Origin of the sequence: Mesorhizobium sp. J428 (assembly GCF_024699925.1) — a bacterium.
Lineage (GTDB): Bacteria > Pseudomonadota > Alphaproteobacteria > Rhizobiales > Rhizobiaceae > Mesorhizobium_A.
Map to the genome: position 1 here is coordinate 3,858,225 of NZ_JAJOMX010000001.1, position 20,188 is coordinate 3,878,412.

General features: G+C 67.0%; 23 protein-coding genes and 1 tRNA gene. 12 read left to right on the plus strand and 12 right to left on the minus strand.

What is annotated here, in order from left to right; genetic code table 11:
* Window positions 1–31 precede the first annotated feature (31 nt).
* Window positions 32–733: an LssY C-terminal domain-containing protein gene (locus LRS09_RS19345; protein WP_257808491.1), complete on the plus strand. Its 702-nt coding sequence runs from the start codon at window positions 32–34 to the stop codon at window positions 731–733.
* A 76-nt stretch (window positions 734–809) separates the two neighbouring features.
* Here the strand turns inward: LRS09_RS19345 and LRS09_RS19350 are convergent, their stop codons facing one another.
* Both LRS09_RS19350 and LRS09_RS19355 read right to left on the minus strand, forming a co-directional pair.
* Window positions 810–1,328 carry a hypothetical protein gene (locus LRS09_RS19350; protein WP_257808492.1) on the minus strand — a complete coding sequence of 173 codons (519 nt, stop codon included), beginning with the start codon at window positions 1,326–1,328 and terminating at the stop codon, window positions 810–812.
* An 85-nt stretch (window positions 1,329–1,413) separates the two neighbouring features.
* The gene (locus LRS09_RS19355) at window positions 1,414–2,016 is read right to left on the minus strand and encodes an NADPH-dependent FMN reductase (protein WP_257808493.1); all 603 of its coding nucleotides are present in this window, start codon (window positions 2,014–2,016) and stop codon (window positions 1,414–1,416) included.
* Between the two features lie 85 nt (window positions 2,017–2,101).
* Between LRS09_RS19355 and LRS09_RS19360 the strand changes: the two genes are divergently transcribed.
* Together LRS09_RS19360 and LRS09_RS19365 are read left to right on the plus strand one after the other, a co-directional pair.
* Window positions 2,102–2,470 carry a helix-turn-helix domain-containing protein gene (locus tag LRS09_RS19360; protein ID WP_257808494.1) on the plus strand — a complete coding sequence of 123 codons (369 nt, stop codon included), beginning with the start codon at window positions 2,102–2,104 and terminating at the stop codon, window positions 2,468–2,470.
* A gap of 99 nt (window positions 2,471–2,569) precedes the next feature.
* The gene (locus tag LRS09_RS19365; protein ID WP_257808495.1) at window positions 2,570–3,529 is read left to right on the plus strand and encodes a fatty acid desaturase family protein; all 960 of its coding nucleotides are present in this window, start codon (window positions 2,570–2,572) and stop codon (window positions 3,527–3,529) included.
* Between the two features lie 6 nt (window positions 3,530–3,535).
* Here LRS09_RS19365 and LRS09_RS19370 read toward each other — a convergent pair whose 3' ends face one another.
* Window positions 3,536–3,925 carry an acyl-CoA thioesterase gene (locus LRS09_RS19370; RefSeq protein ID WP_257808496.1) on the minus strand — a complete coding sequence of 130 codons (390 nt, stop codon included), beginning with the start codon at window positions 3,923–3,925 and terminating at the stop codon, window positions 3,536–3,538.
* 153 nt (window positions 3,926–4,078) lie between these two features.
* Here LRS09_RS19370 and ppdK point away from each other — a divergent pair, with 153 nt between their 5' ends.
* Window positions 4,079–6,742 (plus strand): pyruvate, phosphate dikinase, encoded by a 2,664-nt coding sequence (gene ppdK, locus LRS09_RS19375; protein WP_257808497.1) that lies wholly within the window; start codon window positions 4,079–4,081, stop codon window positions 6,740–6,742.
* 242 nt (window positions 6,743–6,984) lie between these two features.
* Here ppdK and LRS09_RS19380 read toward each other — a convergent pair whose 3' ends face one another.
* Together LRS09_RS19380 and LRS09_RS19385 are read right to left on the minus strand one after the other, a co-directional pair.
* Window positions 6,985–7,182: a type II toxin-antitoxin system HicA family toxin gene (locus LRS09_RS19380; protein ID WP_257808498.1), complete on the minus strand. Its 198-nt coding sequence runs from the start codon at window positions 7,180–7,182 to the stop codon at window positions 6,985–6,987.
* Window positions 7,183–7,419 carry a DUF1902 domain-containing protein gene (locus LRS09_RS19385; RefSeq protein WP_257808499.1) on the minus strand — a complete coding sequence of 79 codons (237 nt, stop codon included), beginning with the start codon at window positions 7,417–7,419 and terminating at the stop codon, window positions 7,183–7,185. It lies immediately after the preceding gene.
* A gap of 188 nt (window positions 7,420–7,607) precedes the next feature.
* Between LRS09_RS19385 and LRS09_RS19390 the strand changes: the two genes are divergently transcribed.
* Window positions 7,608–8,696, plus strand: a complete 1,089-nt coding sequence (locus LRS09_RS19390) for a glycosyltransferase family 9 protein (RefSeq protein WP_257808500.1) — start codon at window positions 7,608–7,610, stop codon at window positions 8,694–8,696.
* 5 nt (window positions 8,697–8,701) lie between these two features.
* Here LRS09_RS19390 and LRS09_RS19395 read toward each other — a convergent pair whose 3' ends face one another.
* Window positions 8,702–9,073: a DUF427 domain-containing protein gene (locus LRS09_RS19395; RefSeq protein ID WP_257808501.1), complete on the minus strand. Its 372-nt coding sequence runs from the start codon at window positions 9,071–9,073 to the stop codon at window positions 8,702–8,704.
* A 104-nt stretch (window positions 9,074–9,177) separates the two neighbouring features.
* Here LRS09_RS19395 and LRS09_RS19400 point away from each other — a divergent pair, with 104 nt between their 5' ends.
* Window positions 9,178–9,912, plus strand: coding sequence for a polysaccharide deacetylase family protein (locus LRS09_RS19400; RefSeq protein WP_257808502.1), 735 nt, complete (start codon window positions 9,178–9,180; stop codon window positions 9,910–9,912).
* Between the two features lie 25 nt (window positions 9,913–9,937).
* On the opposite strand, the gene LRS09_RS19405 is transcribed toward LRS09_RS19400, so the two are convergent.
* Together LRS09_RS19405 and LRS09_RS19410 are read right to left on the minus strand one after the other, a co-directional pair.
* Window positions 9,938–11,326, minus strand: a complete 1,389-nt coding sequence (locus LRS09_RS19405; RefSeq protein ID WP_257808503.1) for an aminotransferase — start codon at window positions 11,324–11,326, stop codon at window positions 9,938–9,940.
* Between the two features lie 106 nt (window positions 11,327–11,432).
* Window positions 11,433–11,795 carry a hypothetical protein gene (locus tag LRS09_RS19410; RefSeq protein ID WP_257808504.1) on the minus strand — a complete coding sequence of 121 codons (363 nt, stop codon included), beginning with the start codon at window positions 11,793–11,795 and terminating at the stop codon, window positions 11,433–11,435.
* 165 nt (window positions 11,796–11,960) lie between these two features.
* Between LRS09_RS19410 and LRS09_RS19415 the strand changes: the two genes are divergently transcribed.
* Together LRS09_RS19415 and LRS09_RS19420 are read left to right on the plus strand one after the other, a co-directional pair.
* The gene (locus tag LRS09_RS19415) at window positions 11,961–13,586 is read left to right on the plus strand and encodes a long-chain-fatty-acid--CoA ligase (RefSeq protein WP_257808505.1); all 1,626 of its coding nucleotides are present in this window, start codon (window positions 11,961–11,963) and stop codon (window positions 13,584–13,586) included.
* Window positions 13,587–13,679: 93 nt separating this feature from the next.
* Window positions 13,680–14,462 (plus strand): DUF1499 domain-containing protein, encoded by a 783-nt coding sequence (locus LRS09_RS19420; RefSeq protein ID WP_257808506.1) that lies wholly within the window; start codon window positions 13,680–13,682, stop codon window positions 14,460–14,462.
* A 13-nt stretch (window positions 14,463–14,475) separates the two neighbouring features.
* On the opposite strand, the gene LRS09_RS19425 is transcribed toward LRS09_RS19420, so the two are convergent.
* From LRS09_RS19425 to LRS09_RS19440, 4 genes are all read right to left on the minus strand, one after another.
* Window positions 14,476–15,129 (minus strand): mobile mystery protein B, encoded by a 654-nt coding sequence (locus LRS09_RS19425; RefSeq protein ID WP_257808507.1) that lies wholly within the window; start codon window positions 15,127–15,129, stop codon window positions 14,476–14,478.
* Complete coding sequence (locus tag LRS09_RS19430) at window positions 15,126–15,296, minus strand: hypothetical protein (RefSeq protein ID WP_257808509.1); 171 nt, start codon at window positions 15,294–15,296, stop codon at window positions 15,126–15,128. Before LRS09_RS19430 ends, LRS09_RS19425 begins: the two co-directional genes overlap by 4 nt.
* Window positions 15,274–15,582 (minus strand): helix-turn-helix domain-containing protein, encoded by a 309-nt coding sequence (locus LRS09_RS19435; protein ID WP_257808511.1) that lies wholly within the window; start codon window positions 15,580–15,582, stop codon window positions 15,274–15,276. The genes LRS09_RS19430 and LRS09_RS19435 overlap by 23 nt, the downstream gene beginning before the upstream one ends.
* Before the next feature lie 175 nt (window positions 15,583–15,757).
* Window positions 15,758–16,708, minus strand: a complete 951-nt coding sequence (locus tag LRS09_RS19440) for an MBL fold metallo-hydrolase (protein ID WP_257808513.1) — start codon at window positions 16,706–16,708, stop codon at window positions 15,758–15,760.
* Window positions 16,709–16,839: 131 nt separating this feature from the next.
* On the opposite strand from LRS09_RS19440, the gene LRS09_RS19445 reads away from it, so the two are divergent.
* The 4 genes from LRS09_RS19445 to LRS09_RS19460 all read left to right on the plus strand — a co-directional run bounded on the left by LRS09_RS19445 (window position 16,840) and on the right by LRS09_RS19460 (window position 20,130).
* Entirely contained in the window at window positions 16,840–17,442 is a 603-nt protein-coding gene (locus LRS09_RS19445) for a biotin transporter BioY (RefSeq protein ID WP_257808515.1), read from the plus strand.
* 84 nt (window positions 17,443–17,526) lie between these two features.
* Window positions 17,527–17,601 (plus strand) — tRNA-Gln (locus LRS09_RS19450).
* Between the two features lie 58 nt (window positions 17,602–17,659).
* Window positions 17,660–18,583 carry a glycosyltransferase gene (locus LRS09_RS19455; RefSeq protein ID WP_257808517.1) on the plus strand — a complete coding sequence of 308 codons (924 nt, stop codon included), beginning with the start codon at window positions 17,660–17,662 and terminating at the stop codon, window positions 18,581–18,583.
* A gap of 224 nt (window positions 18,584–18,807) precedes the next feature.
* Window positions 18,808–20,130, plus strand: coding sequence for a DUF2793 domain-containing protein (locus tag LRS09_RS19460; protein ID WP_257808518.1), 1,323 nt, complete (start codon window positions 18,808–18,810; stop codon window positions 20,128–20,130).
* The last annotated feature ends 58 nt before the right edge of the window (window positions 20,131–20,188 follow it).

A 20,188-nucleotide genomic window follows, 5' to 3' on the forward strand; every position in this document is an offset into this window, starting at 1 on the left:
TCATATAAGTTCTCTGCAAAGAGGAGCGGCCATGGCGCGGAGACGGGTGTCGGCGAGGCGGGCGATCATCGGCACGGCGTTTGTCGCGGCGGTGTGGGGTTTCATCGCCTATCTGGCCGCGCCCTTCTTCTGGTCGGAGATCGAGAGCGGGCGGCCTCCGCAGCCGATGCTGACCACCACGCCGCTCGGCATTCCCGGCGATCCGATCAATTTCGGGCTGGTCGGCGCGGAGGCGGAGGTGGTGGCGGCCTTCCACGCGATCGGCTGGCGGCCGGCCGACGCGATCACGCTGAAATCAGCGCTTGCGATCGGGCTGAGCGTGCTGCTCGACCGGCCCTATCCGGACGCGCCGGTGAGCAACCTCGTCTATGAGGGTGAGCGGCAGGATCTCTCCTTCGAGAAGGAGGACGGGGCGAGCGCCGGCCGGCGCCATCACGCGCGGCTGTGGAAGGTCAAGGGAGACGGCGCGCAGGAGCGGTCCTTGTGGCTGGGCACAGTGAGCTACGATCGCGACGCCGGCCTGTCGCACGACACGCTGCAGATCACCCACCACATCGCGCCCGATCTCGACGCCGAGCGCGACGCGCTGATCGGCCGCTTCGAGGCGGCGGGGCTGCTGGAGAGCACGAGCTGGATCGACGGTATCGGGCCGACGCAGGACGGCCGCAACGGCGGCGGCGACCGCTATTTTACGGACGGAAAGGCACGGGTGGGGGTGTTGAAGGCGAAGTGAGGATTTGCGGGAGGTCGCGTGGCGGACTGGCCTCGGGTCCCTGGAGGACGGAACGACCGACCGTGCGCCAGGTCGCCTACTCTTTCCTCTGCCGCGCCTCCCATTCGTCCTTGAGATCCGGCATCGGGTCGTCGACGTGGTCGGGGTGGACGGCTGTGGGATGGGGGGCGTGGGCGAGGACCTTCCAGTGGCCGTCGCGGTCCTTTTCGAGCACGAAGGTCGTCTCCACCGCGGTCTGGTAGGTCTTTTCCGCCGCCCAGGCGTAGAACCAGCCGCGTTCCCGCACGACCGCCTTGGCGAGGTCGTCATGTAGGGTGAGCTTGCGGATCTCGTAGTCGAACCTGAGCGCCGTGGCGGCGAGCTCGAAGGGCGGGCGCGGCTGAGCGTAGGCGGGCTTGGGGCCGCAGTCGTCGACCTTCGGCCAGTCGAGCACGGCGCCTGAAGCGATCAGCGGATAGGGGCTCTCATCGGCTTTCGCCCGTTTGTACCAGTCGTCGATCAGTTGCCTGACCGGCGCGTCGGAGACGAGCGAACTCGCCGGCGCCGGTTGCGGCGCGGCCACGGCCAATGCTGCGAGAAGCGTGCGTCCGAACATGAGCCACCCCGGATTGCCCGGGGTGGAGATGGCCGGGAAATCCCGGCGAAAATGCGGAGATACCCGTGTCGCGGGACGCCATCGCTCAGGCGGCGATCGAGGCTTCCTCGGCTTCGGCCTTGCGGGCGGCGAGAAGGGCCTTTGACCACCAGACGACCTGGTTCAGCATGTCGTCGGCCGACTGCTTCAGGTGCTCCAGCTCCTCGAGCTTCTTCTGGCCCTGCATGACGGGCAGCATGTCAGCCCAGACGATGTGGACGCCGGCCCGGACGGGTGCCATCTGGGTCTCGATCGCGATCAGGCGCAGGTGTTCGACCGCGCGCGCGCCGCCGACGCCGCCATAGCCGACGAAGCCGACGGCCTTCTTGTTCCACTCGGTATAGGCATAGTCGAAGGCGTTCTTGAGCACCGCGGTGGGGGCGCGGTTATATTCGGCGGCGGTGAAGACGAAGCCGTCGAGGCTCGCGACCTTCTTCTGCCACTTCTGCGCCACTTCGCTCTTCGAGGGCGCCCAGGCGGGCGAGGCCGGCTCGTCGAAGAAGGGCAGCGGGAAGTCGCGCAGGTCGATCAGCTCGACCTCGATGTCGCCGCGGGCCTTGGCGATCTCGTAGATCCACTGTGCAGGCTTGTCAGCGAAGCGGCCCTCGCGGGTGCTGCCGATGACGATTCCAATCTTGGGTTTGGACATGATAGGCTCTCCTGAAGAAATCTGGTATCTTTGGGATACCGACGCTACATAAGAGAGCGGTGGAAACGCGCAAGGAGGCACTTTCGTGAAACCAGGTCACCCTTACCATACAGAAGACTGCCGCGCGGTGAGCGAGGTGCTGTCCCGGGTGGGCGACAAATGGACGGTTCTGGTCGTCCAGTATCTTGGCTCGGGGCCGATGCGCTTCTCGGAACTGAAGCGCACGATCGGCGGCATTTCGCAGAAGATGCTGACCACTACGCTGCGCGGGCTGGAGCGCGACGGCTTCGTCACGCGCACCGTATTTCCAACGATTCCGCCGCGCGTCGACTACCAGTTGACCGAGCTCGGCCAGGAACTGCTGACGCCGGTGACTGCGCTGGGCGAATGGGCCCGCATGAACATCCTGCGCATCCGCGAGGCGCGCGAGCGCTTCGACGAGACCGTCGTCTGACGCAACCCTGCCGGCGGAAAATCGCGCTGGTGCCTATGGTTAGCAGAGCGTAAACTTTCGTTTGTTCAACGGTCTGTCCACGCTACGGAAACGTCGCCGATGATGGAATACGGCTACAATCTCGACCAGAAGACGGTGAAGGCGCTCTCCGAGCTGAAGCCGTGGCGCACCGCGGCGGCGATCGTCTTCGACTGGGCCGTGATCGCGGCGGCGATCGCCTTCTCGGAATGGATGGACACCGCCTGGGCGCTGGTGCTCGCCTGGCTCGTCATCGCCGGGCGCATGCATGCGATGGGCGTGCTGATCCACGACTTCGCGCATTACCGCTTCATCCCGAACAAGAAGGTCTCGGAATGGGTCGGCGACGTGCTGCTCGCCTGGCCGCTGCTCACCTTCGTCGACGGCTATCGCAAGAACCATCTCGCGCATCACCGCTACACCAATACGGAGAAGGACCCCGACTGGAGGATCAAGCTCGGCACGCGGCACTTCACCTTCCCGCAGAGCTGGCAATACGCCATCATGAACCTGCTCGGCTACCTGGTCGGCATCTCGTCCTACCGCGACATGAAGTCGATCGTGGTGCGGCTGTCGGACGACGAGGGGCGGCCGCTGCACTACCAGCTCAAGCGCCTCGGCTTTTATGTAGCGGTGGCGTTCGTGTTTTTCCTGACCGGCGCCTGGCACGGCTTCCTGCTCTACTGGCTGCTGCCGTTCTTCACCTTCATGCTGCTCTTTCTCTACATTCGCTCCGTCGCCGAGCATTTCGGCTCGATGGACTATGAAAGCGAACTGGGCTCGTCGCGCACGGTCTATCCCTATCTGTGGGAGCGCGCCTTCTTCGCCCCGCACAACGTCAACTACCACCTCGACCACCACCTCTATCCGAGCGTGCCGTTCTACAACCTGCCGAAGCTGCATGCGGCGCTGATGGCCGATCCGGAATTCGCCGCCGGCGCGCACATCACGCGCGGCTATTCGACCGGGCTGGTGCGCGAATGCCTGGCGCCCAAGGCGCAGACGCAGGCGTCGGCGGGCAACCCGGCGCCCGCCGAATAGGCCGGCTCACTCGGCCGGGATCGGTGCGGGCTTGCCCTGCTGGTCGAGCGCGACCATGACGAAATCGGCATGGGTGACCTTCTCCATCACGTCGGAGAGGTAGCGCTGCGCCCAGGCTTCGAGCGACAGCGTCATCGAGGTGCGGCCGACGCGGGTGATCTCGGCATAGATCGACAGCGTGTCGCCGACCTTCATCGGCTTGGCGAAGAACATCTTCTCCACCGCGACGGTGACGACGCGGCCCTTGGCCCGCTCGGCGGCGCGGATGCCGCAGGCAAGGTCCATCTGCGCCATGACCCAGCCGCCGAAGATGTCGCCTGCGGCATTGGTGTCGGCCGGCATCGCCAGCGTGCGCAGCACCAGCTCTCCCGCGGGTTTGGCGTCGGTGTCGGTCATTGCGGCGGCCTCCCTTTGCTTCGCACCTAGTCGGCGCGCATGTGCCAGTCAACGGGTCGCACCCCGAGGGTCGCGCGTGAACGAATTTTGTTATCGTGCCGCTGAGCATAATCCGCTATTGGGCGCTCACGCTGGGAGTCCGGAGAGGTGCAGATGACCAAGTGGGTGTTTTCGTTCGGCGACGGTCGTGCCGAGGGCAAGGCCGGCGACAAGAACCTGCTGGGCGGCAAGGGGGCGAATCTCGCCGAGATGTCGTCGCTGGGCCTGCCGGTGCCGCCCGGCTTCACCATCACCACCGAGGTCTGCACGCATTTCTATGCCAACGGCCGCTCCTATCCGGCAGAGCTGAAGGGTCAGGTCGAGGCCGCACTTGCCGAGATCGGCCGCATCACCGGCAAGGCCTTCGGCGATCCGGAGCGCCTGCTGCTCGTCTCGGTGCGCTCCGGCGCGCGTGCGTCGATGCCCGGCATGATGGACACGGTGCTGAACCTCGGCCTCAACGACGAGACGGTGGAAGCGCTGGGGCGCGATTCGGGTGACGAACGCTTCGCCTGGGACAGCTATCGCCGCTTCATCCAGATGTTCTGCGACGTGGTGCTGGAGCTCGACCACGAGGTGTTCGAGGAGATCCTCGAGGAGGAGAAGGACCGCAAGGGCTACGAGCTCGACACCGAGTTCTCGGCCGGCGAACTGCGCCACCTCGTTGCGCTCTACAAGGAGAAGGTCGAGGCCGAGCTGGGAAAACCCTTCCCGCAGGACCCACACGAGCAGCTGTGGGCCGCGATCGGCGCGGTGTTCTCCTCATGGATGAATGCGCGCGCCATCACCTATCGGCGCCTGCACAACATTCCCGAATCGTGGGGCACGGCGGTGAACGTGCAGGCGATGGTGTTCGGCAACATGGGCGAGACCTCGGCCACCGGCGTTGCGTTTACCCGCAACCCGTCGACCGGCGAGAAGGCGCTCTACGGCGAGTTCCTGGTCAATGCGCAAGGCGAGGACGTGGTGGCCGGCATCCGCACGCCGCAGAACATCACCGAGGCCGCGCGCATCGCCGCCGGTTCGGACAAGCCGTCGCTGGAAAAGGTGATGCCGGATGCCTTCAGGGACTTCGTGACGATCTCGCAGCGGCTGGAAAAGCACTACCGCGACATGCAGGACCTCGAATTCACCATCGAGCGCGGCCGGCTGTGGATGCTGCAGACCCGTTCGGGCAAGCGGACTGCCAAGGCGGCGCTGAAGATCGCCGTCGAGATGGCGGCCGAAGGGCTGATCAGCCGCCAGGAGGCCGTCGCCCGCATCGACCCGTCCTCGCTCGACCAGCTGCTGCATCCGACCATCGACCCGAAGGCGACGCGCGAGATGATCGGCTCCGGCCTGCCTGCCTCGCCGGGCGCGGCGACCGGCGAGATCGTCTTCACCTCCGATGAGGCGGAGGAGGCGTCCAAGGCGGGTCGCAAGGTGATCCTGGTGCGCGTCGAGACCAGCCCGGAGGACATCCACGGCATGCATGCCGCCGAGGGCATCCTGACCACGCGCGGCGGCATGACCAGCCACGCGGCGGTGGTGGCGCGCGGAATGGGCAAGCCCTGCGTCTCGGGCGCCGGCGGGCTGCGCGTCGACACCAAGAACGGCACGCTGATGGCGATGGGCGTGACGCTGAAGAAGGGCGACATGATCACCATCGACGGCGGCAGCGGCCAGGTGCTCAAGGGCAAGGTGGCAATGCTGCAGCCGGAGCTCTCCGGCGACTTCGCCCAGATCATGCAGTGGGCCGACGAGACGCGGCGCATGAAGGTGCGCACCAATGCCGAGACACCGGCGGATGCACGCATGGCGCGCTCCTTCGGCGCCGAGGGTATCGGGCTCTGCCGCACCGAGCACATGTTCTTCGACGGCGACCGGATCGTCGCCATGCGCGAGATGATCCTGGCCGACACCGAGGCCGGCCGTCGCGCAGCGTTGGCAAAACTGCTACCGATGCAGCGCTCCGACTTCGTCGAGCTGTTCGAGATCATGGCGGGCCTGCCCGTCACCATTCGCCTGCTCGACCCGCCGCTGCACGAATTCCTGCCGAAGACCGAGGCGGAGATCGAGGAGGTCGCGGCGGCGATGGGCGTGTCGGCCGACAAGCTGCGCCACCGCACCGAGACGCTGCACGAGTTCAACCCGATGCTCGGCCATCGCGGCTGCCGCCTGGCGGTAAGCTATCCCGAGATCGCCGAGATGCAGGCCCGCGCCATTTTCGAGGCGGCCGTGGAGGCGGCGAAGAAGACGGGCTCGGCCGTGGTACCGGAGATCATGGTGCCGCTGGTGGGGCTGAAGTCGGAGCTCGACTTCGTCAAGGCGCGCATCGACGCCTCCGCCAAGGAGGTGATGGCCGAGACGGGCGTGACGATCGACTATCTGACCGGCACGATGATCGAGCTGCCGCGCGCGGCCCTGCGCGCGCACGTGATCGCCGAGACGGCGGAGTTCTTCTCCTTCGGCACCAACGACCTGACGCAGACGACCTTCGGCATCAGCCGGGACGACGCGTCGAGCTTCCTCGAAACCTACCGGCAGAAGGGCGTGATCGAGCAGGACCCGTTCGTCTCGCTCGACATCGACGGCGTCGGCGAACTGGTGCGCATCGCCGCCGACAAGGGCCGCACGACGCGGCCGGGGATAAAGCTCGGCATCTGCGGCGAGCACGGCGGCGACCCGGCCTCGATCTCGTTCTGCGAAGACGTCGGGCTGGACTACGTGTCCTGCTCGCCCTTCCGCGTGCCGATCGCACGGCTGGCGGCGGCGCAGGCGGCGGTGCGGAAGGGGTAGGGCGCTTCATCAGAACGTCTGCTGGCGCCCCCCTCACCCGGCCTCCGCTCCGCTCGGCCACCCTCTCCCCGAGGGGAGAGGAGGTTCGCAGTCGTCTGCGCCATCTGGATTCGAGATTGGCTGCGAACGCCGGATCATTTCCTCTCCCCTTGGGGGAGGGTGGCCGAGCGGAGCGGAGGCCGGGTGAGGGGGACGCCCAACCCGCATCTGGCTTGTGGTGCAGACCTTGTTCCGAGCCGGGCTCAGAAAGCTTTAGGCAGGCCCGCCTGACGAAGGATCGCATTGGCGGTGTGGCGGCTGGGAATGCCGATCGGCACGGCGAAGCTTCGATTGTTAAGTGGGCTGCGCCAGATCTCGTGGCTGCCCTTGCCTTGCCGGACCAGCGTGCAGCCCGCGGCGCGAAGAAGTTCCCTCAGCGGCCGGTCGAACTGCGGCGCCATTCAGGCGGCCGCGAGCTCGGCTTCTCGCAGGGCCGTTATCTGCAGGAACAGCGACGCCGGATCGACGTCCGGATGATTGTCCGGCAGGAGATCGAGCGCCATGGCGGAGATCTTTTCAAGGAGACCGTCCAGCGTCGACGCGTCGGCGGCGGCCGGAATGTCGTCGCAATGGCCCGTCCAGACCGATGCTTCATCGTCCCAGGCCGCAGTGATGGTGAATATGACGGGTTTAGACATGCCGGCTCCGCTCCGAGGCTACGTCTTATAACACTGGACAGGCACAGAGGGGAGAGGTTGTCGGCAAAGGGCTGGGCACCGCTGGTTGCCGGGCTCTGTGATCTTTTCCTTGACTATTGTGGCGACCTTGCCGTTCGGTCGGCCGTCCGCAGTACGCCGTTCGAACCCGTGACAGGCCTCCGCATACGATGACCATGCCCCTTGCGCGCCCAGCCCCGACCGGAGGCGCGATCCGTTCGATCCTGGTCATCCAGACGAAATATATCGGCGACGTGGTGCTTTCGTCCGCGCTGACGGCGGGGTTGCGGCGCAGCTTCCCGGGTGCCCGGATCGACATGGCCTGCGAGAGACATCTCATCGACTTCGTCCGCGACAACGGCGTCGCCGACGGGACGATCGGCGTCGAAAGGGCAAAGACGCGCGGGTCGATCCCGGACCGGCTCGCCGTGCGCCTCAAGCTGCTGAGGCAGGTGCGGGCCGGCGGATACGACCTGTCGATCGACATTGCCGACAGCACCACCTCGCAACTGGCGCAGTGGGCGGTCGGGGCGCCGGTGCGCGTCAGCTATGATCCGCCCGAGAAGCGCTCCGTGCTCGGCATCTTCGGCCGACCCTGGACGCATCCCTGCCCGCGGTTCGGCACGGGAACCCATTATGTCGACCGCTATCTCGCGCCGCTCACGGCGCTGGGGATGGATGCAGGCGGGCTTTCGCCGCGGCTGACGCCGTCGCCGGCGCGGCAGGCGGAGGCGGATGCGCTGCTGGCGGCCGAGGGGCTTGAGCCGGGCGGCTTCATTGCCGTGCATGCGGGCGCGCGCACAGAGCCGCGCCGCTGGCCGCCGGAGCGTTTTGCGGCGGTGCTGGCCGAGGCTTCGTCACGCTACGGGCTGAAGGTCGCCCTGATCGGCGGGCCGGACGAGCGCGAGCTGTCGCAGGCGGTGGCGGACGGGTGCGGCGGCACGGTGCTGGCCGGGCGCCTGCCGCTCGCAGCACTGCCGGCGCTGATGTCGCGAGCGGGCCTCTTCGTCGGCAACGAGAGCGGGCCGATGCACATCGCCGCCGCCGTCGGCGTGCCGGTGGTCGGCCTGTTCGGCCTGACCGATCCGGCGGTCTGGGGACCGGTGTCAAAGCGCGCTGCGGCGATCAGGCCGCCGATGCCCTGCGCCTGCGTGCGGCCGGGCGTCTGCGTGCCCGACGACACCAACAAGGCGTGGTGCGTGACCCGGATCGGCGAGGCCGAAGTGGCCGGTGCGATCGACCGGGTGCTTGGCGGCTGAGCGCGTTACGCCTCGATCGTCACGCGGTCGGGATAGAAGGCGCCGTGGTCGCGGATCGCCTCCATCTCGTCAAAGGGCGTCTCGTAGGCCCACATCGCGTTCTCGCCGCGGCTTCCGGCGGGCGTGACGCTCCAGTAGGAGGCGTCGCCCTTGTAGGGACAGTGGCTGGCATGCGTCGTCTTCACGAGCGTCGAGAAATCGATGTCGGCGAAGGGGATGTAGAGCACCGGCGGGTAAGGCGTCTCGGTGAGCCTCAGCGCGCGGGCGGTGCGCGCGATCACCTTGCCGCCCGCCGAGACGGTGACCGGGCCGGGATAGGGCTCGACGGCGATCGACTTGGCGGGATTGCGGGCGAAGCCGGGGGAGGGGTTGGCCATGGTCGCTCTCCTTTGTCGATGCGGCATCACCGATCTTGCGGCCGCCGCGAATTTGCCGCAAGGCGGGACAAGATCACGACTGCTCGACCGCCGGACGCATCCCGATGAAACCTGCCCTGCTCGCTGCGCTCGCGGCCGCCCTCCTGTGCTCGCCGGCGGCGGCCGGAAGCCGTCTGGTCGAGCCGCAACTGCATCTCGAAAGCTCGGCGGGCGGGCGGCGCGTGGCGCTGACGCTCGATGCGTGTTCCGGCGCCACCGACACGCGCATCCTGTCGACGCTGGTGGAGAACGCCATTCCGGCGACGATCTTTGTCACGGCGCGCTGGCTCAAGCGCAATCCAGACGCGGTGCGGCTGCTGCTCGCGCATCCGGACCTGTTCGAGCTCGAGAACCACGGCGCGCGCCATGTGCCGGCGGTGGACGAGGCGGTGCATATCTACGGCATCGCGGCCGCGGGGTCGCCGCAGGCGGTGGCAGCGGAGGTGGAGGGCGGGGCGAGCGGCATGACGGCGCTGGGTCTCGACAAGCCGCGCTGGTTTCGCGGCGCGACGGCGAAATACACGCCATCCGCGATCGCCGAGATCCGCAGGATGGGCTACCGCGTCGCCGGCTATTCGGTGAATGCGGACGAGGGTGCGCTGCTGGGGGCCGCGACCGTCGAGAAGCGTGTCGCGGCGGCGCGCGACGGCGACGTCATCATCGCCCACATCAACCAGCCGACGCGCCAGGCGGGCGCGGGACTGGTGAAGGGCCTGCTGCGGCTCAAGGCCGACGGCGCAACCTTTGTGCGGCTGGCGGACGTGGCCGAGACGGGGACGGACGGCACGGCGGAGCCGTGAGGGGGCGACTGCCTTAGGAAAGCCCTCAGGCGGCGCGGAGGGCTTCCTTGCTGACCCAGGCCTCGGTGTCGGCGAGCGCCTTTTCGAAGCGGTCGAACAGCTCGTTGAGTTCGGCCTCGGTGATGATCATCGGCGGGCAGAAGGCAATCGTGTCGCCGATGGCACGCAGGATGGCGCCGTGGCCTTCGGCGAACTTCGCCAGCCCAGGGCCGACGCCCTTCTTGCCGTCGAAGGAGCGCTTGGTGCGCTTGTCGGCCACCAGCTCCACGCCGCCGACGAGGCCCGAATAGCGCACCTCGCCGACGAGCGGGTGGTCCGCGACGGCCTTCAGCCGCGTCTCGAAGACGGGCGCCAGCGCCCGCACTTTGCCGACGATGTCGCGCTTCTGGTAGATCTCGATCGTCTTCGCGCCGACGGCGCAGCCGAGCGGATGGCCGCCATAGGTGAAGCCGTGGCCGAACGTGCCGATCTGGCGCGAATGGTCGACATAGGCCTGATAGATGTCCTCCGGCACCAGCACCGCGCCGAGCGGCACATAGGCCGAGGTGAGCTGCTTGGCGGCGGAGATGGTGGTGGGCACCATGCCGTGCGTCTGGCAGCCCCACCAGTTGCCGGTGCGGCCGAAGCCGTTGATGACCTCGTCGTCGATCAGGATGATGTCGTGCTCGTCGAGCACTTGCTTGATCGCCGGATAGTAGCCGGCCGGCGGGACGATGACGCCGCCGGCGCCCATGACGGGCTCGGCGATCATCGCCGCGATCGTGTCCGGCCCCTCGCGCTCGATCAAATCGCGGAGGGAGCCCACAATCCTCGCCAGGAACTCGGCCTCCGTCTCGCCGTCCTCGCCGAAGCGCCAGTAGTGCGGGCAGTCCGTGTGGATGACGCGGTCGACCGGCAGATCCCAGCCCATGTGGTTGTAGGGCAGGCCGGTGAGCGAGGCGGCCATGATGGTGACGCCGTGATAGGCCTTCTGGCGCGAGATGATCTTCTTCTTGTTCGGTCGGCCAAGCGCATTGTTCATGTACCAGGCGAGCTTGACCTGAGTGTCGTTGGCCTCGGAACCGGACGAGGTGTAGAACACTTTCGAGATCGGGATCGGCGCGATCTCCTTCAGCTTCTCGGCCAGCTCGATCGCCGGCTCCATGCCCTTGGCGCCGAACAGGTGCGAGTAGGACAGCGTGCGCAGCTGCTCGGTGGCGGCCTCGATCAGCTCCTCGTCGCCATAGCCGAGGCCGGTGCACCACAGACCCGCCATGCCCTCGATATAGGCCTTGCCCTGCGTGTCGTAGACATAGACGCCCTTGCCGCGCTCGATGACCAGCGGACCGATCTCCCGCAGCCTGTGGAGCGGCGTGTAGGGGTGAAGCAGGGCTTCGACATCGCGCGCCTGAACGTTGGTGAGCGGGGCATTCATGACAGGTCTCCGGTGTTCGGCCGGAGACTAGCGAAGATTCAGCAGTGCGGTAACCCCGCGGCGAGCCTGGACCAAACGCATTCGGCCAGCTGGCGGCGAAAACCTGTCAGGCCGCGATGGCGGGCATGCGCTCCATTACCTGCGACCACGAGCGGGCGAGGCGGGCAATGGGGTTGCTGCTCTCGGCGACCTTCTCGATGCGGGTGCTGAGGCCGTCCTCGCCGAGGATCACCAGCACCAGTTCGTGGTCGCCGCGCTCGCCGAGACTGATGACCGCGACGCGGCTGCAGTCGGCAATGGCCGCCGTCGGCATGGTGAAGAGGAGCGCGCCGCCGGTCGCTCTGGCTGCCGCGGCGGCTGCCTCGTCGAAGCCGGCCTTGACGTCTTCCAGATCGAGCGCGAATTCGAGCTCGACCACTTCGAGCGAGGGCCTGACGGGGACTGGCGCGCTGGCCGCATGCGTTTCCATGGGAGACTCATCCTGAAGGTCCGCCTGAGCGAGCTATGCCGGCGAGAATGGCCGCAATGTGGCGTCTGCGGCGCTGTCCAAGGTTGACGAAAAGTCATTCCGGCGGCACTGGACAAGTGCTTCGCGCCGCACGAAATTCGCGCCGGTGCCTTCGGGAGGAATTCTATGCTTGGACTGATGCAGGAGTGGCCGCTGGTCTGCCACAAGGTGATCGATCATGCCGCGCGGCAGCACGGCCACCGCGAGATCGTTTCGCGCTCGGTGGAAGGCCCCATCGTGCGCACGACCTACAAGGATGTGCGCGAACGCGCGCTGAAGGTGGCGCAGCTTCTGGCGCGCGACGGCTTCAAGCGCTCCGACCGGATCGCCACGCTGGCCTGGAACACCGGCAACCATCTCGAGGCCTGGTACGGCATCATGGGCATGGGCGGCGTCTACCACACGCTCAATCCGCGCCTCTTTCCCGAGCAGCTGGTGTGGATCATGAACCACGCCGAGGACCAGGCGCTGTTCGTCGACCTCACCTTCATGCCGCTGGTCGAGAAGATCGCGCCGATGGTGAAGTCGCTCAGGAAGGTGATCGTCTTCACCGACAAGGCGCATATGCCGGCCTCCGCGCTGCCCGATGTCGTCGCCTATGAGGAATGGCTGGCGGACGGCGACGGCGATTTCCGCTGGGTCGACGTCGAGGAGAACGAGGCCAGCGGCATGTGCTACACCTCGGGCACCACGGGCGACCCGAAGGGCGTGCTCTATTCGCACCGCTCGAACGTCATCCACGGCATGATGGCGGCGATGCCGGACGCGATGGGAATCTCGTCGCGCGACGTGATCCTGCCCGTCGTGCCGATGTTCCACGCCAATGCCTGGGGCCTCGGCCAGAGTGCCCCGATGATCGGCGCCAAGATGGTGATGCCCGGCGGCAAGATGGATGGAGCCTCGATCTACGAGCTTCTGGACACCGAGAAGGTAACCTTCTCGGCCGCGGTGCCCACCGTGTGGCTGATGCTCTTGCAGCACCTCGAGGCCAACAACCTGACGCTGCCGCATCTCAACAAGGTGGTCATCGGCGGCTCGGCCTGCCCGCGCGCGATCACCGAGAAATTCGAGAAGAACTACGGCGTGCAGGTGATCCATGCCTGGGGCATGACCGAGATGAGCCCGCTCGGCTCGCTGTGCACGATGAAGCCGGAATACCAGGACCTGACCGGGGAGGCGCTGCTGGACGTCAAGCAGACTCAAGGCTGGTCGCCCTTCGGCGTCGAGATGAAGGTGACGGACGACGACGACCGCGAGCTGCCGTGGGACGGCAAGACCTTCGGCCGCCTCAAGGTGCGCGGCCCGGCGGTCGCCAAGGGCTATTACGGCGGCGCGGGCAAGGAGCAGTTCGACGCCGACGGCTGGTTCGACACCGGCGACGTCGCCCACATCAACACCAACGGCTACATGCAGATCACCGACCGCTCGAAGGACGTGATCAAGTCGGGCGGCGAGTGGATCTCCTCGATCGAGCTGGAAAACCTCGCCGTCGGCCATCCGGAGGTGGCGGAGGCGGCGGTGATCGGCATCGCGCATCCGAAGTGGGACGAGCGGCCGCTGCTGGTCGTCGTCAGGAAGCCCGGCAAGGAGCCGACCAAGGAACAGATCCTCGGTTTCATGGACGGCAAGATCGCCAAATGGTGGATGCCCGACGACGTGGTCTTCGTGCCCGAAATTCCGCACACGGCCACCGGCAAGATCCAGAAGACGACGCTGCGCGAGCACTTCAAGGGATACAAGCTGCCGGCGTGAGGCGGCAGCGAATGCAGGGCCGGGGACTTTGAGTTCCCGGCCAAATCGGCATAAGTGACCGCCGGTCTTCGCAGCGAGGGAGCTTCCGGTCACATGGCGGCAGTCGTCGAACGGCGCGTTTCGCGCGCGGCCCGCTGGTCGCGGCGGCTGGCTTCCTTCGCGGCCGTGCTGTTCGTCACCTCCGGGCTAGGGCACCGCTACGGCTTCGTCGACACGCTCTCGTTCTTCTGGCTGCTCGGCATCGTTGGCGCGCTCGGCATTGCCGCACTCTGCTGCGCAGCCTTCGGCTTCAACCGGCTGTGGGAAAGGGGCGACAAGGGCGGGCGCGATTCGGCCGCGGGCGCGCTGATCGCGCTCGTGGTGCTGGCCCCCTTCATCGTCTCGGCCTGGCGGGTCGTGACGCTGCCGTCGCTGACGGACGTCTCGACCGACGTGGTCGATCCGCCGCAGCTGCCGCTGGCGGCGGCGGAGCGGAGCGGGGCAACCAATCCGGTGACCGCGCCGACGCCGCGCGACGCCGAACTGCAGCTCGAAGACTATCCGGGCGTGATCGGCCGCCGCTACGAGGTGGCACCCGACCTGGTGATCCAGGCGATCGTGAAGCTGGCGCAGGACCGCGGCTGGACGCTGCGCGGCGAGCTGCAGCTTGCCGAGGGACAGAGCGAGATCACGATCGGGATCGTCGCCTACACCTTCCTGCTCGGATTTCCGGTGGACGTCGCCGTGCGCGTGGTGGACGAGGACGCGGCGGTCTATGTCGACATGCGCTCGGTCTCGCGCTGGGGCAAGCACGACCTCGGCGACAATGCTCGGCGCATCGAGGGGTTTTTGACTGAGCTGGATGCGGCCGTGAAGGGCGAGCCGGTGACGGAGTAGGGGGCGGCGCCCTTCACCTCACTGCTACCGCCTTCTCAGATGGAAGGTCGCCGCAGACTCGCCGGCAGCCGAGTTCGTGCCCAACGAAGGTCAGCAGCGGTCCCATATCGTGGGCGTCCGCTGCTTGCAGCGCTGTTATGTATGCCGCGCGCCGGTCATTCGTCTTTTGAAGGTCTGAGCCCGCTGCCCAATCGATAGGGTCGGCGCTGTAAACCTTCTCGAGAACGACATCAGCCATGATGCGAGCATGCCGGCCGTTGCCGTTAGGAAATGGATGAATGAAGACGGGCTTGTGATGCAGGCGCACCGCAGCCTCGATTGCCGGGTATGTGTCGTGGGCAGCCCAGTATTGCGCGTCGTCCATTAGCCCGCGCAGTTGAACGCCGATCTGCACCGGATCGACGCCGATGTTTTTGCCCGTCGTGCGGAAGCTGCCTGCCCAATCCCATACATCGCCGAAAAGACGACGATGAAGCTCCACCGCAAAATCAGCGGTGAGAATGTCCTTACGCCGCATGCGTGCGAGCCAGCGGAGCCCAGAGGCGATGTTCGCCTGTTCGAGTTCGTCGAGTTCGCCCTGCGTCCGGAGGTGTTTGTATTTGAGCCCGCCGATCTCGTTGGGGTCGAGCGGGGTAGCTCCCTCGGGATAGTCGAGCGTGATCGTCACTTGTCCTCCCAAAAGTCAGAAGGCATTTCGTAGATCAACTCATTCGTGAGACGGGTGACCTCCTGCTGGGTCCGGTCGGGGGACACAGCCTGGTTCTCAAGCGCCATGTGCGTAGCGACCTTGCCGACGATCGCCTGCGCCTTTTTACGTGCCTGCGCGATAATCACATTTTCGATGGTGTCCGGTGGGACAAACGCGTACGAACCGGCAGCCCATGGCTTCCGCGGCTGCCTGCATGGATTTTAGGGTGACGCCGCCTTCCAATTCGGCCTTCTCGGCCTGCGCAATGCGGGCGCGCGTGACGCCCATGCGTCTGGCAAGCTGCGCGCCGGACATGCCGAGGGCTTTTCGCACCGTTCGTATCCAGCCTTCGGGCGGGGTCTCGATCCTGTTGCCCTGCGACCTATCGACGATGGCTCGATATTGTTCGCGAACAGCCTGTTTGACGGACATTTGTAAACTCATATATCGACGGAAAATTACAAAACGTCAATATATAGCTATACAAGCAGAGCAAATATGTCAACACATCTATTGACATATGCTCGCCGTGTGTGCGCAACCGACGTAGAATTGCTCGACATGTGCCGAAATGGCAGCAACTTATCCATGCTGGTGGTCAAGGGGCTTAAGTCCGTCGCGGCCAGTGTCGTGAACCGACACAAGCCGTCCTCACCCCGCCCGGGCACACCCCGTCGAGCGACACGTCCGTCTCGGCCACCGCCGCGCCTTTCGCGACGAGATCCTCGATATGCGCCAGCACGGATAGGCCCGCTGCGTTGTGGAGCTTCGGGTCGGTGTCGCGGTAGATCGCCTTGACCATGTCGGGGATGGTGCGGTCGCCTTGCCGCAGCCTTTCCAGGATGGCGCGCTCGCGCATCTTGCGGTGTGCTTTCAGGCCGCGCAGGAAGGGGAGCGGCTTGCGCAGCGGGCCGCCGTGGCCGGGAAGGTAGAGCCGGTCGTCGCGGGCGAGCAGCCGGTCGAGCGAGGCCATGTAGTCGGACATCGAGCCATCGGGCGGCGCCACGATCGAGGTGGACCACGCCATGACATGGTCGCCGGAGAACAGGATGCCGGTGCCTTCGAGGCCGAACGACATGTGGTTGGCGGCGTGGCCCGGCGTGAAGACGCCGCCGAGCCTCCAGCCGTCGCCTTGGACCGTTTCGCCGTCGCCGAGACGCACATCGGGTGTGAAGTCGAGGTCGCCGCTGGCGTCGAGCGGGTTGGTCTCGCCGATGCGCAGCGGCCGCGAGGCGCGGTGCGGCCCCTCGGCGACCGTGGTCGCGCCGGTCAGTTCCTTCAGCCGTCGCGCGAGCGGCGAGTGGTCGCGATGGGTGTGGGTGAGGACGATGTGGCTGACCGGGCGGCCGGCGATCGCACGCCTAAGTGCCTCGAAATGCGCATCATCCTCGGGGCCGGGATCGATGATGGCCAGCGTTTCGGTGCCGACGAGATAGGTGTTGGTGCCGTAGAAGGTGAACGCGCTGGGGTTGTTGACCGTCATCCTGGACACGCCTGGGGCGATCGGGACGGCCGATCCGTAGGCCGGGTCGAAGGCGGTCTGGAACTCGATGGCCATGCGGAAACATCCTGGGAGGGGCGGACGGCTGAGCGGCGAAAGCGGTTGCCGCATATCATGGAAGCCCATATACCGAAACCCGGATGAGGATCGGCCGCCGCGCGGCCGTTTTTGTGAGGGAAGCCAACGAAATGTCCAACGCCATCGTCATGCGTCCGCTTGTCAGCCTCGCCTTGCCGCAGGGCGGCGTGGCGCGCTTCGCCGCGCAGGCGGCCCTCGTCGTCGCCGGCACGCTGATCCTGACGATCGCCGCCAAGACCAGGGTGCCGCTCGGGCTGGTGGACATCAATCTCGGCACGCTGGCGGTGATGGGCCTCGGCGTCGCCTATGGCTGGCGCCTCGCTCTGGTGACGCTCATCGCCTACCTCGCCGAGGGTGCGGCCGGGCTGCCGGTATTCCAGGGCACGCCGGAAAGGGGCATCGGCCTCGCCTACATGATGGGCCCGACAGGCGGATACCTGCTCGGTTACATCGCAGCCGCCGTCATCGCCGGCTGGGCGGCGGACCGCGGCTTCGACCGCAACCCGCTGAAGCTCGGCGCGGCACTGCTGGTCGGCGAGGCGCTGGTGCTGGGCCTTGGCTTTGCCTGGCTCGCGACCCTGATCGGCGCGGAGAAGGCCTGGCTCGGCGGCGTGGCGCCGTTCGTCTATGGCGATCTCGTCAAGGTGGCGCTGGTGGCGGTTGCAGCCCCCGCCGTGTGGTCGGTCTTCTCGGCCTTCGGCGCGAAGACGTAAAACCACCTCAAGGACCGACGACCGCGTTGCACGTCGTCCGCCGAACCACTATAAGGCCGCCATCGCTCTGGCGGCCTGCCGGATTGGGGCGTAGCCAAGCGGTAAGGCAGCGGTTTTTGGTACCGCCATTCCCTGGTTCGAATCCAGGCGCCCCAGCCACCTTTTCCGACATGCGCCGTCCGCAACGAATGCACCACGTTCGACGGAAAGGCTGCACGTGACCACCCGGGTGGCGATTCTCGCCTGCGTCCATAATGGCGAGCGCTTTCTTGCCGAGCAGTTCGCCTCGCTCGCCCGCCAGACCGTGTCCGACATCGACGTCTGGGTCTCCGTCGACGGCTCCTCCGACGGCTCGATGGAGCTTCTGGGGGAGATCGCATCCGGCTGGACGAAGGGGCACTTCACCATCCTGCGCGGGCCGGGCGAGGGGTTTGCCGAGAATTTCCGTTCGCTGATGGTCAATCCGGACATCGATGCGGACTACTATGCCTTCTGCGACCAGGACGACGTCTGGGCGCCCGACAAGCTGGAGGCGGCGATCGGCTGGCTGTCGCAGCAGCCGGCCGGGACGCCGGCGCTCCACGGCAGCCGCACGCGCATCGTCGACATCGAGGGGCGGCCGGTGGGCTTCTCGCCGCTGTTTACCGAGCCGCCGAGCTTCCGCAACGCGATCGTGCAGTCGATCGCCGGCGGCAACACGATGGTGATGAACCGCGCGGCGCACGACCTGATGGCCGAGGCCTCGCGGCGCAGCGGCTTCGTCAGCCACGACTGGTGGTGCTACATGATGGTGACCGGCGCGGGCGGCGCGTTCCATTATTCGCCGCAGCCGCGCATCGACTATCGCCAGCATGTCGGCAACCTGGTCGGCTCGAACGACGGGCTGCGGGCGCGGCTGGGCCGCACCGGCTTCCTGCTCAGCGGCGGCTTCGCGCGCTGGACCGACCGCAACCTCGCCGGCCTGCAGGCCTGCCGCGACCTGCTGACCGAGGATGCGCGGGACGTGCTCGACCGCTTCGAGGCGCTGCGCAAGATGTGGCTGCCGCGGCGGCTGATCGAGCTGCGCCGCAGCGGCGTCTACCGGCAGAGCAGCAAGGGACAGGCGAGCCTCTACATCGCGTCTGCAATCAACCGGCTCTGAGCCTGCGCGGAAATTCGATGCCGCCTAGCGCGATTTGCGGGCTTGGCGACGTGGATGGATTTCTTCGTCCTCGAGAAAAGTGCGGCGACGGCCGGGTCGATTCGATGAGGGTTTTCAGCGCGTTGAGGTGGGGCGGGCAGGGAGGTGTGCCCGTGACGCAGGGCTGATCGATCAACGGGTGCGGCAGAGCGGGCGATTCTTGCGCGACGAACGCGGAGAACGCCATGGCAGACCAGACCCCGACCCTGAAAATGCCCTACATCATGCCCTCGCAGGCGCAGAAGCACGTGACGCACAACCAGGCGCTCGAAATCCTGGACGCGGTGGTGCAGCTCTCGGTGCTGTCGAAGGCGGCTGCCGCGCCGCCGGGCGATCCGGACGAGGGCGACCGCTATATCGTCGGAGCGGCGCCCACGGGCGCCTGGAGCGGCCAGGCCGGCCGGATCGCGGTGGCGCGGCCGGGCGGCTGGGCGATCATTCCGCCGCGCGCCGGCTGGATCGCCTGGATCGCGGACGAGGAGGCGCTCGCTTTGTTCGACGGCACGGACTGGGTCGACGCGGTGGCCGCCGGCCTCAATCCTGTCGCGCTGGTGGGCGTGAACGCGACGGCGGATGCGGGGAACCGGATCTCGGTGGCGAGCGCTGCCAGCCTGTTCAGCCACGAGGGCGGCGACCACCGGCTGAAGATCAACAAGGCGGATGCCGGCGACACGGCCTCGGTGCTGTTCCAGAGCGGCTTTTCCGGCCGCGCCGAGTTCGGGCTGGCCGGCGAGGACGACTTTTCGGTCAAGGTGTCGCCCGACGGCAGCGCGTGGACGCAGGCGCTGGCGGTGGACGCGGCAAGCGGGCTGGCTGTCGTCGCCGGCGATCCGGTGGAGGATCTCGGCGTCGCGACGCGGCGCTATGCCATGTCGCGGCAGGGCGACACGATGACGGGCGCCTTGCAGCTGCATGGAACGGCGCACACGCCGCAGGCCGGTCCGGCCGGCACGATCATGCATGTGTCGAACCAGGGCGATGCGACGCGCGTCCTATTCGACAATTACAACAGCGGCGCGGGCGGCCCGAACTTCACCTTCCGCAAGGCGCGGGGCACCGCAGCGGCACCCTCGGCGCTGCAGAGCGGCGACCAGGTCTTCAACATCGCGGCCTTCGGCTACGGCGCGACGCAGCACAACGCCGTGTCGCTCGGCGGCATCGTCGCCCGCGCGACCGAGGCCTGGACGGATACGGCGCGCGGCCTGGACATGGCGTTCTCGGTCTGCGTCAACGGCACGGCGAGTGCGGTGCCGCATCTGAGGCTCACCGGGCTCAACGTCCGCTTCGGCGACGGCACCGGCAGCCCGATCGCATTGCAGATGAACGGCGCGAATACGATCGTCAGCGCCGAGCGCCACCTGATGCTGCGCGCCTACGCGGTGGCGGGGCTGCCCTCTGCGGCGCCGGAAGGGCAGGTGATCTACGTCTCCGACGGCAGCTCCAACCGGCGCATGGCGGTGTCCGACGGAACGAACTGGCGCTTCCCGGACGGAGCGGTGGTGTCGTGACCATCGCCTCGGGCGGCCCGACATGCTAAGCTCTGGCCTTCGCTTCCGCTGTCGTGAC